The sequence below is a fragment of the Paenibacillus solani genome (genome assembly GCF_001277345.1).
GTDB lineage: Bacteria > Bacillota > Bacilli > Paenibacillales > Paenibacillaceae > Paenibacillus_AQ > Paenibacillus_AQ solani.
The window spans coordinates 461002-477698 of sequence record NZ_LIUT01000008.1 but is presented as its reverse complement, the minus strand read 5'-3'; the positions used below and the strand labels follow the sequence as shown (position 1 = coordinate 477698).

The following is a 16697-nucleotide window of genomic DNA, read 5'->3' as shown; positions in this document are numbered from 1 at the left end:
TCGGAGGTAACATCTATGACAGAGCCAGCTTACTCAAAAGCACATACACATACCAATCGTCTGGTTCAATGGACACAGCATACGCTGCCCGGCGCCGCCGGTGGCATTATCTTTACCTTTATCATTGCCCTTATGGGCTATGGATTAGCTAGTGTACCGGGCCTGAATTACCTTGGCCAGCTTGCCTGGGCGATTCTCATCGCCGCATTATACCGGCAGCTGTTCGGATACCCGGAGAAACTGCGAGTCGGCATCCAATTCACAGCCAAGAAGCTGCTGCGTCTAGCTATCATTCTATATGGGCTGAAGCTGAATATCGGCATCGTGTTCCAGCAAGGCTTGGGTTTAATGATGAAGGATGTCATCAGCGTCGTGGTTGCCATCGGGCTGACCCTTCTGATTGCCAAATGGCTGAAGGCCGACATGTCCCTCTCCCTCCTGCTGGGTATTGGGACAGGTGTATGCGGAGCGGCAGCTATTGCCGCCGTATCTCCAATACTTAAGGCGAAGGAGAAGGACACGGCACTTGGTGCAGGGCTTATTGCCTTTCTTGGTACAGTCGTTGCTATCGGCTATACCCTAGTGCAGCCGCTGCTTCCCTTAACAGACACGCAGTACGGCGCTTGGGCGGGTGTAAGTCTTCATGAAATCGCCCATGTTGCGCTCGCAGCCGCTCCAGCAGGAGAGGATGCACTGGCGATCAGCCTGCTTGCCAAGCTCGGACGTGTATTTCTGCTTGTACCGCTCAGTATCATACTCATGTTCTGGATGAAGCGTTCAGGACGCATGCAGGCACAAACCAAAATGGAGTTTCCCTGGTTTCTGCTCGGGTTTATTGCAACCAGTATACTGGGAAGCTGGGAATTTACCGGACAACCGATCATTCCCCTGCCGATCAAGGATATGATTTCCCAGGCTGCCTCCTTCATTCTTGCCATGGCAATGGTGGGACTGGGCCTGAATGTTCACCTGAAGGATATTCGCCGTGCCTGGCGGCCGCTGCTGGCCATGTCCATCACGACCGTGCTGTTGATCCTGCTTACCTATGTCATGGCATAAGCAGGCAGGAAATGCAGGGTAACCACTCTTGTGGCCCTGTATATAGCAAGAATATTTCTTCCCGATTAATAACCCCATCGCTCCAAGGCGATGGGGTTATTAGCTTTATTAGCCATGTTTCAACTTATCCCACATTCCGTTAGTTACCATAAACAAACACACAGCCCCTTCCCTGTCTTTTTCCTTCCAATTCAGGGTAAAACTAATGTATTGGATCCGCACATTCCATATTGAAGGTTTAGCGCCCCTGCATTCTTGGGTATTTGAGCTTAGTATGCAGCATGATGCAGAGCTATCATTATATGAGGAGATGGAAATATGCAACGAAATCATACGATTATGCAATTCTTCGAATGGCATGTTGCAGCCGATGGCTCGCACTGGAACCGACTCAAGCATGCAGCACCCGAGCTGAGCCAGGCAGGAATCGATGCGGTATGGATTCCTCCGGTGACAAAAGCCTTATCTGCTGAGGATAATGGATATGGCGTATACGACCTGTATGACTTGGGGGAATTTGAGCAGAAGGGCACGGTGCGTACCAAGTACGGAACCAAAAAGGAATTGATCGATGCCATTGCTGCCTGCCATAAGCATGGGGTTGCCGTCTATGTGGATCTGGTAATGAACCATAAGGCCGGCGCTGATGAAACCGAGCGTTTCCAAGTCGTACAGGTCGATGAGATGGATCGGACGAAGGACATATCCAAGCCATTCGAGATTGAGGGCTGGACCAAGTTCACCTTCCCCGGCCGAGGGGATCAATACTCCCCTTTCCATTGGAATTTCAATCATTTCAACGGAACCGATTATGATAATAAAAGCGAACAATCCGGCATATTCCGGATTGTCGGCGAGAACAAATCGTGGAGTGATAAGGTAGACAATGAGTTCGGGAATTACGATTACCTGATGTTTGCCAACATCGACTACAGTCATCCAGATGTGCGTAAGGAAATGATTAATTGGGGCAAATGGCTGGTAGATACGCTGCAGTGCAGCGGATACCGGCTCGATGCGATCAAGCATATCAATCATGATTTCATCAAGGAATTTGCCGCGGCGATGAAGAAAAAGCGCGGCGATGATTTTTACATCGTGGGTGAGTTCTGGAATCCCGATCTTCAGGAATGCCGGAATTTCCTCGACACGGTGGATTATAAAATCGACCTGTTTGACGTCTCTCTTCACTATAAGCTCCAAGCAGCATCAAAAGCCGGCCGTTCCTTCGATTTGCGGACGATTTTTGACGACACGCTCGTGCAGTCGCATCCGATGAATGCGGTCACCTTTGTCGATAATCACGATTCTCAGCCGCAGGAATCATTGGAATCGTGGGTGGAGGATTGGTTCAAGCAGAGTGCATATGCCTTGATACTGCTGCGCAAGGATGGTTATCCTTCGGTCTTCTATGGTGATTATTACGGGATCGGCGGCGAGAATCCAATCCCCGGCAAAAGGGAAGCGATTGATCCCTTGCTGTATGCCAGAGTAAATCGGGCGTATGGGAAGCAGGATGATTATTTTGATCATCCGAATACGATCGGCTGGGTCCGCCATGGAATCCCGGAAATTGAGCTTTCAGGATGTGCGGTGGTCATCGCCAACGGTGAAGCCGGAGATAAGCGGATGTTTGTCGGCGAGCATCGCGCCGGAGAAGTCTGGGTGGATCTAACCGGCACTCGCGAAGAGCGCATTACGATCGGCCAAGACGGTTTCGCGCTATTCCCCGTGAACGGCGGCAGCGTATCCGTTTGGGCTCACCCCGATATTTCCGCAGAGGCATAAGCACCAACCAGACATCTGGAAATAAAAAAACCGGAAGAATCGGTTTGCGCAGGCGTTCCCGGCAGGGGAAGCACTGTCAAACCTCATTCTTCCGGTTATTCGCGTTTACTAGTGAGTCCAAAGATCAGCCTTTGACCTGGAAACGACGGCGCAAGCCTTCACCCAACAGATTGAAGGTGATAATCAGCAGCATCATGGCAAAGGCCGGATAGATTACGAACTGGAACTTTCCTAACCATATGTCTGACCGATGCTTGGACAATATTGTCGCCCAATTATAACCCTTCTCCACGAATTCCATCACATAGTAGTTAACTTCCTTCCACTCATGCCCGAGAAAGATATTTACAATCGCAAGCTGTCCGAGCAGGAGCATGACCTTGCCCATATCCAAACAGAAGTTAACGATGACCTCCGGGAACAAAATCGGGATATAATAATTTTTCGTCAGTGTTCGGGTTCGCAGTCCTAACGCAGTTCCAGCCTCCATATAAGGCTCACTCGCCATCTTGTAGGTCTGCTGCTGAATGGTAATGGCGACCCGTCCTGCTTCCACGCTGGCCAGAATCAGGATCGCCCAGCCCATTCGCTGCTGGGAGAATAAGAAGAACGGAAGGGCCAGCAGCAGCGCCGATGCGAAGACCGGCGGCAAGTAAGAACACATCTGGTTCCAGAAGGTGATGAGTTGATGGATAAACCCTTTTTTCTTGCGGGCCAGCAGTCCAAGCGGAATGCCAATCGCATACCGAACCGCTGTAATTCCGAGTACAAGCAGTATCGTATCCTTGGCGGTTACGACCAGCTTACTCAGGTTATCAACTCCCTTCTTATCGGTTCCCAGCCAGTTCTGCGCAGAAGGCTTATAAGGCGGCAGGGTCAGCTTCTCCTTCCCGTCTTTCATCACCCACCTGGAAGGTTCCTTATTCAAATCTTTATCAATAAAGGGCATATAGGGGCCTGCCAGCATAACAAACACAAAGAATGCAAGCAGCGCTCCACCAATCCATAAGGGAAAATTCTTCAAGTTGATTCACCTCCATCCTTATCGCGGATCAAAATACTTGCGGGCCGCATGACTAATCCATTGGACAATCATGAACAGCACCATGAAAGAAAATGCGATGTATATAATGACTCCCGGTTCATAATAGCCGCCAGTGCCGCTAAACGTATTGAAATCGAGTGCCTGAAACAGCCTCCAAGCCGCTCCCGGATAATTACGGTAATATTCGACAACAAGCAGGTTGGACAAGATGAAAACCAACAGACCCGGGAGATGGGTCAAAATGGTGGCAATTCCGTTACGCAGCATATGTTTGTAGACGACCTTTCGGTCACTCAGCCCTTTGGCTTTAGCCAGCAGTATGTATAATTTTCCTTCTTGTGCAAGCAGAGATGCTGAAGTGATACGGGCAATGAAGAATACCGGGTAGATCGATACCAGCAGCGAAGGCAGCACAAAGGCTTCCCAGCCTTCAACCGCAAAATAACGAATAGCCGGGACATGCTTAATGAGCAGCCACTGGGCAATCAGCATCAGGAAAAAGTCGGGGATGGATTGGAACAGCCATGTGGTCCAGTGTCCCAGCACGTTCCATTTGGTCTTGGACAACTTGTAGTCCAGGATTCCCTTTAGAATGCCGAATACGAATCCAATGATTAAAGCGGATACAATAACGAGTAAGCTTTTACCTACAGCCCCGAAAGCCGCTGCTTCCGAAGACTGGCCTTCATACCGTGATTCTCCGAGCGTCCCGTTCTGAATCGCTTGGGCAAAATAATCATAAATACGATTAACATACTCACCCAGATCAAAGGAATAATTCGTCACCCACAAATTGCCGTCCAGCGACAGATCCAAATCCCTTGGAACCAGGACAATAAGGACGATAAAGATAAAGGCCAGCAGGCTGGTTACCGTCGTTTTGAGCATTTGCGATTGTAATCTCATATAGGCCTCCTACACATTGTTTCAGCAGCACCCCATGGTGCCATCTGCTTAATCGCTTATTCTACTACTATCATATCCGTCCAAATACGTCCAGATCGAAATACAAAATTTTACTATTGCTTTATCTCAGGCCCCAGTCTTGCACACGGCCATATCATGTACACGGCAGGTAACAACCTGCCCTACCGCTGCATCAAAATTGCAATCCTTGTAGAAAGGATATACTCTGGTTTTATATATATTCCTTGGGAGGAGGTTCTACGGCAATGTCCATATATGAATATGAAGTGAAAACGATACGCGGCGAATCTCAAACGCTCGAACCCTATAAGGGTGAGGTGATGCTTATCGTCAATACAGCGACCAAATGCGGCTTTGCGCCTCAATTTGACGGTCTGGAGAAGCTGCATCAGACCTATCATGATCAAGGATTGGCCGTTCTCGGGTTCCCCAGCAGTCAATTCATGAATCAGGAGCTGGAGGAAGATTCCGCGATTGAGGAGGCTTGCAAGCTGAATCATGGTGTCACCTTCCCGTTGTTCTCCAAGATCGATGTGAACGGCACACATGCTCATCCGCTCTACAAATATCTTACGAGCGAAGCACCCGGTGCTCTTGGCATCAAAGCGATCAAATGGAACTTCACCAAATTCCTGGTGGACCGTAGCGGTAAGGTGGTCAAGCGCTTTGCGCCGACCGATACCCCGGAGAAGATCGAAGAGGATATCAAAAAGCTGTTATAAAATGCAATATGAGTTAAAAAAGAGACAGGCCCTCTGTAGGCTTGTCTCTATATTCATTGGTTATTAACGTTACGCTTCGTTTGGCAGATCAAGCTGCCATGACACGCCGAACTTGTCCGCGATCCATCCGAATTTTCGGCTGAAGCCGTAGTTACCCAACGGCATCATAGCGCCCCCTCCCTCAACCAGCGCCGCATATAGCTTCTCGATCTCCCCTTCCGATTCGCAGGTCAGATAGATGGAAAACGAAGGCGTAAAGTTGAAATCATGCTTCACATTACTGTCAATGCACATAAACGTCTGTCCCTTTAAAGAAAATGTGGCATGCATGACGCTCCCCTCAGTTCCCGGCTGGTTGGGGCCATAACGTGTAATACTCGTGATTTCAGAATCCTCGATGACCGAAACGTAATAGTTCATAGCCTCTTCTGCATTGCCCTGAAACATAAGAAATGGGCTTACCTTCTTCATAATCGAAATACCTCTCCTTTCATCACCAAACCTGTTATCCGATAATCTTATCAAGCAGTCGCTCCAGCTCATCATAACTCGTGACAGTATACTGTGGTTGATGCTCCGATTCCGGCGTGACGCTCCTGTGATTGAACCAGATCATCTGCCAGTCCGCGGCCAGGGCGCCGACCACATCATTACGCCAGGAATCCCCAATATAATAGGAGCTTTCCGGCACCGTTCCGGTCAACTGATTCACATGATGGAATATCTGCGGATCGGGCTTATCCCAGCCCACGGCGCCGGAAACAAACAGGTGCTCCGCCGGAATCACTCCGCCTAGCTGCATAGCCGAGATTTTGTTCATCTGGTGTTCCGCAGGTCCGTTGGTAATCAGGCCTACGACATGTCCGGCATCGGCCAATTTCCTAAGCAGCTCCCGAGCACCATCAAACATCGTGATGTTATATTGTTTATCGAGGTAAGTCTGCTGTACAGCTTCGGCCTCCTTGGGTGTCAGCTGTATGCCAAATTCGGCTAACGCCAACTGGAAACGACGCCTTCGCATATCTCCAACTGCCTCTTCATAAGCAACCGTCCCGGCTCCCCCGAGATCTACGGACAGCTTGTCACTGTAATACCGCATTCGATGATAGGCGGCTTCATAAGGAAAAGTCTCGCCCGGTTCGGCCATCTCCTGTACGGCATCACGAAAAGGCGCCAAATGGTCATATAATGTATCATCCACATCGAAGAAGATCCCCTTCGGTGGCGTTGGTCTCATCATGTTCATCCCTCTCCCCCATGCTATCTCTCTATTGTATGCGTATCCGCACCATCCCGGTCAAGCCCGTCTAGGAAGCAAGTTCCTTCCTTTTCTATGATATGATGGCATTTAGCAGAGGAATTGAAGCCTTCACGCGCACAATTAGCAGCTAAAGGAGCACCTGCATCACAAAGTACAAGCTTGAATATATCCCGGAAAAAGGAGATGAGTATGCATGACCAACAATACGACTGGAGAGTGGAGTAAGGACTTCATTCCCGAAGGGAATCTTGCCAGCAACGTAAACCGTTTCACCGGCTTTGAGGATACTTACGACCAGCATCGTCCGGAAGCGCCGCAGGAGGTTATCACCCTGCTGACAGAATATTTGATGCGCAGACCTTCGCTCGTTGTCGACTTGGGCTGTGGTACGGGATTGTCCACATATGCATGGAAAGACGCAGCCGACCAAGTCATCGGGATTGAACCGAATGATGATATGCGGGGCAAGGCCATCGCCAAGTTGGCATCGCTGCAGACAGCAGCAGGCAACGGTAACGACGTACATTCTGCCGACATTCAGTTCGTCTCCGGTTATTCCAACCAGTTGGCGCTTCCCGATGGATCAGCAGACATCATTACCTGTTCCCAATCCTTCCATTGGATGGACCCGTCCAGTACACTCAAAGAGGCTGCACGTGTTCTGCGTGATGAAGGCATTTTTGCTGCATATGACTGCGATTGGCCCCCGAGCCTAACCTGGAAGGTAGAGCAGGCCTACCATGAGCTGATTGAACAGACCGAAGCCACTATTAGCCAAAATGTAGCGGCTCAAGAACAAGCCTATAAAGGAAACAAGAACGAACATCTGAAGCATATCCGCGATAGTGGATTGTTCCGGTTCTCCAAAGAGATCGTATTCCATCATATAGAGCCATTCACCGCAGAACGATATACCGGACTTGCCGTTAGCCAAGGCGGCATCCAAACTGTATTCAAGCTGGGCTCATCCGAATTGGATGACAGAATCGCGCATTTCCATGCGCTGGTCGAGGAACAATTCCAGGGGCGGACACTCCCCTTGATGCTCAGTTATCGCATGCGGCTTGGCATTAAATAGAGCGCAGCGAACCCGGCAGGAGACCACCATTATTCGAGGTGAGAAGCAGCTCATTATTACAGGAGTGTATGATTACTTGTTCAAATCAGCAGGCATGAATGCCTGCTGATTTTTATTATGAAAAGAACGCGCGAATGTTAACTAAAGATAGATTCGCGCGAAAATAGATTTTATTAAAATGGAAGGGGCAGTATAACGAATGGTTAAAGAAAGGTGAAATGATGTCCAATACATATACCAACCACCGAATCCCTGAGGCGAGTTTACAATTCACAGGCGTTAACGGTACCTATTTTAACGAGAGTGCATTCTTTTTTTACCACAAACGTTCCACGAGCAATAACCATGATCAAATCCTCTATACCCGAGTTCGGCTGAAGCATCAGAACGATAAGGAAGTGCTGGAATGTCTGAATTCAAATGGGATAGCTTATAACAAGATAGGCTATAACGTCAACGGACACCATGAGATTTCGAATCTTGCGAGTGTCGTGCATCAGGGCATCTTGTATGTTTTTTGGACAGAGGACGGACGTATTCATTACGTTACGACAACAGACGGCAAGACTTGGTCGGGATCGATCCAGCTTCCTTATTCCTTTATCCGGCGCACCCAGTTCGCAGCTCTTTCTGTTCAGGGCCGATTGGTTCTACTCGGCGCCCACCAAGCCGACTCGCAGAATCGTATCGGTATCGTTTATCAGGACAGTAATGGAGTGTGGCGGATCGACGCAAACACCAATTGGAAGAATGTGAAAGAGGTATGTGCATGCGCATACGCACATCCCAACGGTTACTTTGATATCATGGTTGGCGTGGTCACGACTCATTCGAATCTCTGGACAGCCATTTTTCGATCCGACATCGGTGTGGATCATGGTACAAGCTGCGGATTAAGGCAAATCGCGAGCAAACATCATGAAGAGTATGACGGACGTGTTGACTTTCTCGGTATAGAGGCGGGAACGATAGAGGGTGGATTACAGGACCCTTCCGTGCAGCTATTCATCAATGGTTGGCATCGTCCGCACAGCTGGAGCGGGTACAAAAATAACCAGATGAAAACGTATAATATCCTCACAGGCGAATGGAGCAAAGCCTTTACCCGAACGCATGGACACACTAAATATCCCACATGGGTATATATGGGGGCATTTCAGTATTTTGTTCCCATCGGAACGAACGGGGAAATGCGGCAAGAGATCTGGCTCTACATGAATTATAATGACGAAAACGTTGTGAAGCGCGGAGGCAGCAATCTTGTTCTGTGCCGATATAAGTCTGATGTCATGAAATTAGTGAAGAAAGAGGAAGAGAAGGTAAAGGATGAGTTCCGTGCACTCATCGGAGTTATTGAAGGGGCACCTCCATACGTTACGAACGGAAGCACAAGGAGTGAATACGGTTCTACCTTCTATTACGGCCGCTCATCAACACAGCAAATAACCATCTCCACCCGCTTTCAAATGGGCTCGTATATGCAAGCAGGAGCCAGTCTCCCCATCGGTGCGGAGGTCTCCGTGAAGTTTTCTGCCCAGCACGCTGACCACAGCTCCGAGATTTCTGAAATCACGCGGCACATTGACAAGACCATTGTTCCCATCCCGGGAGAGAATTCGGTCACCTACGTGTACCTAACGCCGCATGTTGTGTGCACGACTTACGAGTTGTTTGATTGGAAGATGCAAAAGCCATTCGGCATTCGAAGCTATGTTTTTCATACATCCAAAGCGGATATCGATTTTGATGTGCTTCCAATACTCCACACCTACACAAACCACCCGAATACGCATGACTACACAACATTCGAACATCGCTTCCCGGCTATACCTCATTATGCGGATTATGAGCGGAGTCTTGTTTTGGATGTCAGCTGGGTACCCGGCGAAACATCTGCATTCTTCGAGAAGAAAACATCAACAGTAAACATAACAAGCAGTACGGTGTCCGGAGAAATTACAGCCGGATATTCAGGCATATTCAATATGGGGGGAAACACCAGCTTTGAGTACGAGTTATCCCATAGCTCTGAAGTAGCAGAGAAAATTGGAGTGAAGCTGGATTACCCTTATCCTCGTGCAGGCCACCCCGAGGATATTCGAAAATTGATTCTTCGTATGTTGATGCTTGTGCCGGATCCGGATCAGATCGATGCCTGCTTTTGGATTCCGAAGGATAAGCAGAATCAGCGTCCATGGTGCGTGGCTTGGTCCATTCTAGGGGTGAAATTCCAGGATTCTTGAGATAAAGTCCAAGACTTTCTGTGAACAGGCCACCTTATTGAACTTACCTTGTCTGTAGACGGCCTTAAAAAGATTACTCTTGTGCAACCTTAGTCTGGTACTCAATCGGACTAAGGTTGTTTAAGTTTTTGGCACAGGGGTGCATGACTACTTATTCAAGGAAGTCATGAGACGGACGATATTCTCCGATGTTCTCTCTATGTTCTGCTGCCCGTTCGCCAGCGCTTCCGTTAGGGAGACAGCGCCTGGCATAATCCCGAAAACAGCATCAATTCCTTGGTCATACAGCACCTCGATTCTATCACCGATCCGTCCGGCCAAGGCAACGACAGGCTTGCCATGCTTCTTCGCCACCATAGCGACACCCAGCGGGGTCTTGCCGTACTGCGTCTGAAAGTCCATCCCGCCTTCACCGGTCCACACCATATCCGCCTGGCGCACTTTCTCTTCGAGCCCGGTATAATCAATGACCATTTCGATCCCTTTCTTCAGCGTACCGTTCAGGAACACCAGGAGTCCTCCACCTAGTCCGCCTGCAGCGCCAGCACCTGGATAAAGGGCGATATCTTTGCCCAGCTGCTGCTTGATAATCTCGGCATAATGACGGAGATTGCTGTCCAGCTGCTCAATGATAGCTGGAGTAGCACCCTTCTGCGGTCCAAATACTTGCGAGGCTCCCGTTTCACCGCAGAGCGGGTTATTTACATCGCAGGCCACCTCGACCTTAACATGCTGCAATCGCGGGTCAAATCCGCCTAAGTCTACGCTTGCAAGACGACCCAGCTCCCCGCCGCCAAAAGCCAGCTCCTTCCCTTCCGCATCCAACAGCTTGCCGCCAAGTGCCTGAACCACCCCGGCTCCGCCGTCATTCGTCGCGCTTCCGCCTATGCCAATCAGCAGCTGGTTTATGCCATGATCCAGACATGCCTTAATCAACTCACCTGTCCCATAGGTGGTAGCCGTCAGCGGATTCCGCTGGGCTGGCGGCACCAAGTGAATCCCACTGGCGCTGGCCATTTCCAGCACCCCGGTACAGCCATCACCCGAAATGCCGTAGGATGCCTCCACCTCATCGCCCAATGGACCCGTTACCATGACGGTATGCACCGTACCACCTGTAGCGTCAACAAGGGACTGCATCGTGCCTTCGCCGCCGTCTGCCATAGGTACGTGAATACAGGTCACGTTGGGATTTCCTTTCTGAATTCCTCGCTCCATTGCAGCGCAGACTTCTTTGGCGGTCATACTCTCTTTGAATGAATCGGGCGCAAGCACAATGACATAACCGAGCTTCTTCATATCAACACCTACCTGTCTTTATATATGGCGTTACGCCATTCCAACTCACTCCTGCTCTATCGAATCATTCTAAAAAAACCGTATCCCCGCTTATGACGCGTCCGATACGGCCGTTTAACCGTTATATTTTTGTATCCTGCTGTGGGGGACTGCCCCTTGATCGCAAAGGGTTTGCCGTTCTAACCAAGACGGCGTGTCCCTATGTCCCCTATCTGCGAATGATCGACCATTTCCGAATCACCTGATTAGTCACCTCGGCCAGCAGTAATCCCAGCGCAATAGCACCTGAGAACACGAACGCCCGCGCCCCCAGCTGAACTGCCTGATCGAATTGATTCTCCACCACATGACGCAGAGCATTATAGGCAACACCGCCCGGCACCAGCGGAATGATCCCCGATACGCTGAACACGATAATGGGCGTCTTGTATTTTTTCGCGAAAAAGTGGCTGATCATCGTCACGCAAAAGGCTGCCACCACAATGGCCGTCACCGGCTGCACACTCATATCCTGCAGCAGGATATAGAGCAGCCATCCTACCATGCCGGCAAATCCGCACTGCGGCAGTGCTTTTCTAGGTGCATTAAATATGACGCCGAAGGCCACCGAAGCAATAAAGCTTGTCATGAGCTGCTGTATATAAAAGATTGCCATGAGCTCCACCCTCAACTCCACTTCCTAGAATGACAAAACAAACGCGATGCCCGCGCCGATAGCGAAGGACGTTACAAAGGCCTCCGCCCCTTTGGACAAGCCGGATATCAAATGTCCCGCCATGAGGTCACGGATGGCATTCGTGATCAAAAGGCCTGGTACGAGCGGCATCACGGAGCTGATGATAATGGTGTCCAGTTGCTGGCCCCATCCAAGCCTGACCATCCACACAGAGGTTATGCCAATCACCAGCGCGCCCGAGAATTCAGCGAAGAACTTGACCGGAATAACCCGATGCATGAACACGGAGCAGGAGAATCCGAGGCCCCCCGCAATAACTGCTGGCACAAAATCGGGCCAGATGCCGCGAAACATAATAAGAAAGCAGCCGCTGGAGATCGCTGCCAGGAGGATCGACAGCCATATCGGATAGGTCGCCTGTTGTTGTTCGATATTCTCCAGCGCTCGGCGGGCCTCTTCAATCGTCAGCTCGCCGAGACACGCCCTCCGCGAAACACTGTTGACCTGATCGATCTTACCCAGATTGGTTGTTCGATCCGAAATACGAATGAGCCGCGTGATGTGCTGAGGCTCCTCTACCGAGAAGATAATCCCCGTCGGCGTCATATAGCTCTGACTATTCTCGACGCCATAAGCTGCAGCAATCCTCATCATCGTATCCTCGACCCGATAGGTCTCCGCGCCGCTCTGCAGCATGATTTTCCCTGCTAGCAAGCAGACCTTGATGATGTCATGTTCCCGTTTCAACAAGTCATTCAACTCCACTATCCTCCTGCTGGAACACTTTCCGATTCAGAATCTTCGCCTATATTATAGTATTATTAGGTTGAAAATGCCTAGGATGCGCTTTAAAGCAGCGCCGTAGCAGTAGTTGTTTCGTCTATTCCAGCATGATTCACCCGATACAAGCAGCCCCTCGGATACCCGAGGGGCTGCTCTATTATTTATCTATACTGAGGTTGCCCTAATAGGCACCGCGGATATGCATGGCAACCTGCTCCTGATAGAATTGGGACAGACGCTCCTTCTCCTCCGGTGTAAACGAAGGGACTTCCAGCGTTCCCAGATTGTCTTCGACTTGGCGGATATTGCGGAAGCCGGGAATGACAGCGCTCACTTCAGCGCAGTCCAGAATCCAGCGCATGGAAGCGCGAGCCATGTCTTCTCTGCCCTCGGCAATCCAAGCGAGCTTTCTGGCGAGCTCAACTCCTTTTTCGAACTGCAGACCGGCAAAAGTTTCGCCCACGTTAAACTGCTCTCCGTTGGCGTTGAAATTACGATGATCGTTTTCGCTGAATGTAGTGGTCTCCGAGAACTTCCCAGTTAGCAGGCCGCTCGCAAGCGGCAGACGTACCAAGATGCCTACACCCGACGCTTTAGCCTCGGGAAGCAGCTGAGCCAGAGGCTTTTGGCGGAACAGATTAAAAATAACCTGCAGCGACTTCACCCCTGGTACCCCAAGGCAGAACATCCCCTCTTCTACCGTTTCCACGCTAACACCGTAATGCCGAATCTTGCCTTCGGCCTGCAGCTTGTCCAGCACTTCAAACACCCGCCCATCCTTCAACACCTCGAAGGGAGGACAGTGCACTTGATAGAGATCAATCCGCTCTCGCTGTAATCGCTTCAGGCTGTTCTCGCAGTATTGGCGGATCGATTGCTCCGAATAAGTGTTAAGATCGTGAATATCTCCGGCACGGCAAAACTTGGTGGCAATATGTACCGTGTCCTCCTTGCCTTTGGTGGCCCGGGCAAGCAGATCCTCTGCATGTCCATCGCCATAAACGTCTGCTGTATCAAAAAAGTTCACACCTTCGCCGATGGCACGATCCAGTCCTTTGAGGGCTTCCTCATCATGGGTCTCACCCCACGAACCTCCAATCGCCCATGTACCAAAACTGACCTCGCTAATATGAAGTTCCGTATTTCCCAATGGCCTGTAATTCATTGCAATTCTGCCTCCTCTTCCATCTGCCATACTAGTTCTATCCATTACTAGACTATACGTTAAACCGTTTTCATTCAATGCCTCGATGATACTTGTTCGACTTCAAAAGCTTTATCGAAAGACATTTCTCACTCTATCTCTAATCAATGATGCAGCATCCTCCTGGGCCAAAATGATCGTGCGCGTATTTTTTCTGCAGCTCATTGACAATTCATTCCATCCCCCATATAATGAAAAAAACTACATATCCAACATTGGATATTCATACTGAAGTATCTTCATCTCTACACCCATCCTAAGGAAGTGACTCTCCATGACCAATCTCATCCTGCTCTCATTCCTGCGTGAACGTCCCATGCATGGGTATGAAATTCAACAGCTCATTCAAGCAAGCCGAATGGACTTATGGACGAATGTTCTGTCCGGTTCCATCTATTATGCACTTAACAAAATGGAGCATGATGGTCTGATTGCCGCGGCCGCCGAAGAGCGTACCGGTGCGAGGCTTCGTAAAATCTACAGTATTACCGACGCAGGCGAGCAATTATTCCAGAAAATGATCCGTGATACATTAACGCTTCCTCCCCATACCGTTAAGTCCGACTTTTCCCTCGGTTTAGTCTGGATCGAGAGCATCCCGAAGCAGGAAGCGGTGGAATTGCTGCAGCAAAACCTTAAGCAAGTGGAGGAGTCTTTGGCCCAGTGGCATGCTGGCAAGGAAATCAAGGGGCAGTACGGCTTATCGAAAATAGCCATGGCTACCTTTGACAATGCGATTTCGATTCTGGAACAGGACATCATCTTTCTCAATAAAATCATAGCACTCGTACAAGAATAAGCCACAGTACCCACTGCGGCTTTCATTTCCGGCATATATCCAACATTGGATATATAATATTGGTTAATAAGGAGCGTGCATTAAGGATGATTTCACCTACTCTCATTCAAGCAAAAGGATTGCGCAAGGGCTATGGTCAGCGGACCGTGGTAGATGGGCTGAATCTGGACATACGGGAAGGCGAGGTGCTTGCGATCATCGGACCGAACGGCGCCGGTAAATCGACGACACTGGATTTACTTCTGGGCCTGCGTCGGCCCGATGCTGGCACGATCACCTACTGGACAACCGATCCTTCACCGCATGTGGGGCTTCAGCTGCAGTCTACGCCCTTCTTCGCGGGATTCACCGCTATCGAGAATCTGCGCATGTTCGCTGCCTTCTATGGCAAGCGGCTCAAGGACGCCCAGCTGATGGAACATCTTCACAGGTGCGGGCTTGAAGAATTCGCCAAGACGGATGCGCTCCGCCTATCGGGAGGTCAACAAAAACGCCTCGCTATTGCGATGACGCTGGTCCACAGTCCCAAGCTGCTGTTCCTTGATGAGCCTACCGCAGCGCTGGATCCACGAGCCCGCCGGGATATTCGAGAGCTGATCCGCTCTCTGGCAGACAAGGGCACCTCGATCGTATTCACCTCACACGATATGGAGGAAGTGCATAAACTTGCTTCCAGGCTGGTTCTCATCCGTGATGGGCGAATCATAGCCTCCGGCTCACCGGAGGAGCTGCTCAGCCAATATGGAACCGCCAGTCTCGAACAGCTGTATATCCAATTGACGGATGAGCCTGCATAGAAGGTGTTTTGCACAAAAGTTTATTATTCAAAAAGATTCTGGGGAGGAATTTTCATGTGGATTGTTATGACCACGATGCTTCGGAGTATGCTTCGCGATATCCATACGCTCGTCTGGAACATCCTGTTTCCTATGGCCATGTTGATCGGTTTGGGGCTGTACTTCAACGATGCAGCTTATTCTTACCGGCTCCTCGGTGGTGTGCTGACCACGAATATTCTGTTTGGAGCCACCATGGTCACTGCATTCAACGTTATGGCCCATCGAAACCGGGGCATCTATAAGCTGCTGCGTGCAACCCCTTTTCGAACGGTCTCCTTCATTGCCGCGATGACGGGAGCCCGAACCGTGCTGGCCCTGCTCGTTAGTGCTTGCGTGATTCTGATGAGTCTGTTTTTGCTTGGAGTGAAGCTGAGCCTAACGGGACTGGGGCTAATGATGCTGGTGCTGCTGATCGGCACCGTTTGTTTCACAGCACTCGGTTTCCTGGCAGCTAATCTGTCAAGGGATGAGAACAACGTCAATATGATTTCAAACCTGATGAGTTTTCCCTTGCTGCTGACCAGTGAAGCTTTCTATTCCTTGGAACATGCACCAAACTGGATCGTCACCCTGGGACATCTGCAGCCGTTTCATTATCTGGTCGATGCCATGGCGATTGCCATGCATCCGCAAAGTAATGTCTCCAGCATCTGGATGCCGCTGCTCATCCTTGCGGGCTTTACAATCCTGATCCTCGGTGCTGCTGCATGGACCTTCCGCTGGGATGCCGAGCAGCCTGTCAGATGGAAACAAGGAGCCGCAAGGAAAGCCGCTACGATGTAACGGCAAATAAAATACCATTGCCCTCTTGTATAAAAGACATCCCCTGCGGTATACTGAACCAACAATATCAACATCAGGCCGATGAAGAGCTTCCAACTCCGAGGCGTTCTCGTCAAGGGGATATGATCCGATACCCGGATCTATAATCTCCCTAAGTTAACCGGATCCGTCCGTTATCGCGGAATCAAAGT

17 protein-coding genes are annotated in these 16697 nt (G+C 50.0%); 9 read left to right on the top strand and 8 right to left on the bottom strand.

Annotation, left to right across the window (positions count from 1 at the left end):
- Window positions 1-15: 15 nt before the first annotated feature.
- Entirely contained in the window at window positions 16-1059 is a 1044-nt protein-coding gene (locus AM231_RS26235; RefSeq protein WP_053491017.1) for a YeiH family protein, read from the top strand.
- Between the two features lie 318 nt (window positions 1060-1377).
- Window positions 1378-2847 (top strand): alpha-amylase, encoded by a 1470-nt coding sequence (locus tag AM231_RS26230; RefSeq protein ID WP_054405292.1) that lies wholly within the window; start codon window positions 1378-1380, stop codon window positions 2845-2847.
- 124 nt (window positions 2848-2971) lie between these two features.
- Here AM231_RS26230 and AM231_RS26225 read toward each other — a convergent pair whose 3' ends face one another.
- Together AM231_RS26225 and AM231_RS26220 are read right to left on the bottom strand one after the other, a co-directional pair.
- The gene (locus AM231_RS26225; protein WP_054405291.1) at window positions 2972-3871 is read right to left on the bottom strand and encodes an ABC transporter permease subunit; all 900 of its coding nucleotides are present in this window, start codon (window positions 3869-3871) and stop codon (window positions 2972-2974) included.
- Between the two features lie 18 nt (window positions 3872-3889).
- Window positions 3890-4798, bottom strand: coding sequence for an ABC transporter permease subunit (locus tag AM231_RS26220; RefSeq protein WP_053491014.1), 909 nt, complete (start codon window positions 4796-4798; stop codon window positions 3890-3892).
- A gap of 266 nt (window positions 4799-5064) precedes the next feature.
- Here AM231_RS26220 and AM231_RS26215 point away from each other — a divergent pair, with 266 nt between their 5' ends.
- Window positions 5065-5541, top strand: coding sequence for a glutathione peroxidase (locus tag AM231_RS26215; RefSeq protein ID WP_054405290.1), 477 nt, complete (start codon window positions 5065-5067; stop codon window positions 5539-5541).
- A 69-nt stretch (window positions 5542-5610) separates the two neighbouring features.
- Here the strand turns inward: AM231_RS26215 and AM231_RS26210 are convergent, their stop codons facing one another.
- Together AM231_RS26210 and AM231_RS26205 are read right to left on the bottom strand one after the other, a co-directional pair.
- Entirely contained in the window at window positions 5611-6012 is a 402-nt protein-coding gene (locus AM231_RS26210; protein WP_054405289.1) for a VOC family protein, read from the bottom strand.
- 34 nt (window positions 6013-6046) lie between these two features.
- Window positions 6047-6787, bottom strand: coding sequence for an HAD family hydrolase (locus AM231_RS26205; RefSeq protein WP_054405288.1), 741 nt, complete (start codon window positions 6785-6787; stop codon window positions 6047-6049).
- A 208-nt stretch (window positions 6788-6995) separates the two neighbouring features.
- On the opposite strand from AM231_RS26205, the gene AM231_RS26200 reads away from it, so the two are divergent.
- The 3 genes from AM231_RS26200 (at window position 6996) to AM231_RS26195 (ending at window position 10123) form a co-directional block, all read left to right on the top strand.
- Window positions 6996-7880: a class I SAM-dependent methyltransferase gene (locus AM231_RS26200; protein WP_054405287.1), complete on the top strand. Its 885-nt coding sequence runs from the start codon at window positions 6996-6998 to the stop codon at window positions 7878-7880.
- Window positions 7867-7989 (top strand): hypothetical protein, encoded by a 123-nt coding sequence (locus AM231_RS30300; protein ID WP_278044650.1) that lies wholly within the window; start codon window positions 7867-7869, stop codon window positions 7987-7989. The genes AM231_RS26200 and AM231_RS30300 overlap by 14 nt, the downstream gene beginning before the upstream one ends.
- A gap of 109 nt (window positions 7990-8098) precedes the next feature.
- Window positions 8099-10123: a hypothetical protein gene (locus tag AM231_RS26195; protein WP_131724807.1), complete on the top strand. Its 2025-nt coding sequence runs from the start codon at window positions 8099-8101 to the stop codon at window positions 10121-10123.
- A 147-nt stretch (window positions 10124-10270) separates the two neighbouring features.
- Here the strand turns inward: AM231_RS26195 and AM231_RS26190 are convergent, their stop codons facing one another.
- From AM231_RS26190 to AM231_RS26175, 4 genes are all read right to left on the bottom strand, one after another.
- Window positions 10271-11422 (bottom strand): glycerate kinase family protein, encoded by a 1152-nt coding sequence (locus AM231_RS26190; RefSeq protein ID WP_054405285.1) that lies wholly within the window; start codon window positions 11420-11422, stop codon window positions 10271-10273.
- A 208-nt stretch (window positions 11423-11630) separates the two neighbouring features.
- Window positions 11631-12077 (bottom strand): threonine/serine exporter family protein, encoded by a 447-nt coding sequence (locus tag AM231_RS26185; protein WP_082341828.1) that lies wholly within the window; start codon window positions 12075-12077, stop codon window positions 11631-11633.
- Between the two features lie 24 nt (window positions 12078-12101).
- Window positions 12102-12857, bottom strand: coding sequence for a threonine/serine exporter family protein (locus AM231_RS26180; RefSeq protein WP_053491007.1), 756 nt, complete (start codon window positions 12855-12857; stop codon window positions 12102-12104).
- 205 nt (window positions 12858-13062) lie between these two features.
- A complete protein-coding gene (locus tag AM231_RS26175; protein ID WP_054405284.1) occupies window positions 13063-14046 on the bottom strand; it encodes an aldo/keto reductase in 984 nt (327 codons plus the stop codon).
- Window positions 14047-14359: 313 nt separating this feature from the next.
- Between AM231_RS26175 and AM231_RS26170 the strand changes: the two genes are divergently transcribed.
- From AM231_RS26170 to AM231_RS26160, 3 genes are all read left to right on the top strand, one after another.
- Window positions 14360-14884, top strand: coding sequence for a PadR family transcriptional regulator (locus tag AM231_RS26170; protein WP_054405283.1), 525 nt, complete (start codon window positions 14360-14362; stop codon window positions 14882-14884).
- Between the two features lie 86 nt (window positions 14885-14970).
- A complete protein-coding gene (locus tag AM231_RS26165) occupies window positions 14971-15681 on the top strand; it encodes an ABC transporter ATP-binding protein (RefSeq protein WP_054405282.1) in 711 nt (236 codons plus the stop codon).
- A 54-nt stretch (window positions 15682-15735) separates the two neighbouring features.
- Window positions 15736-16506, top strand: a complete 771-nt coding sequence (locus AM231_RS26160) for an ABC transporter permease (protein ID WP_054405281.1) — start codon at window positions 15736-15738, stop codon at window positions 16504-16506.
- Window positions 16507-16697 lie beyond the last annotated feature (191 nt).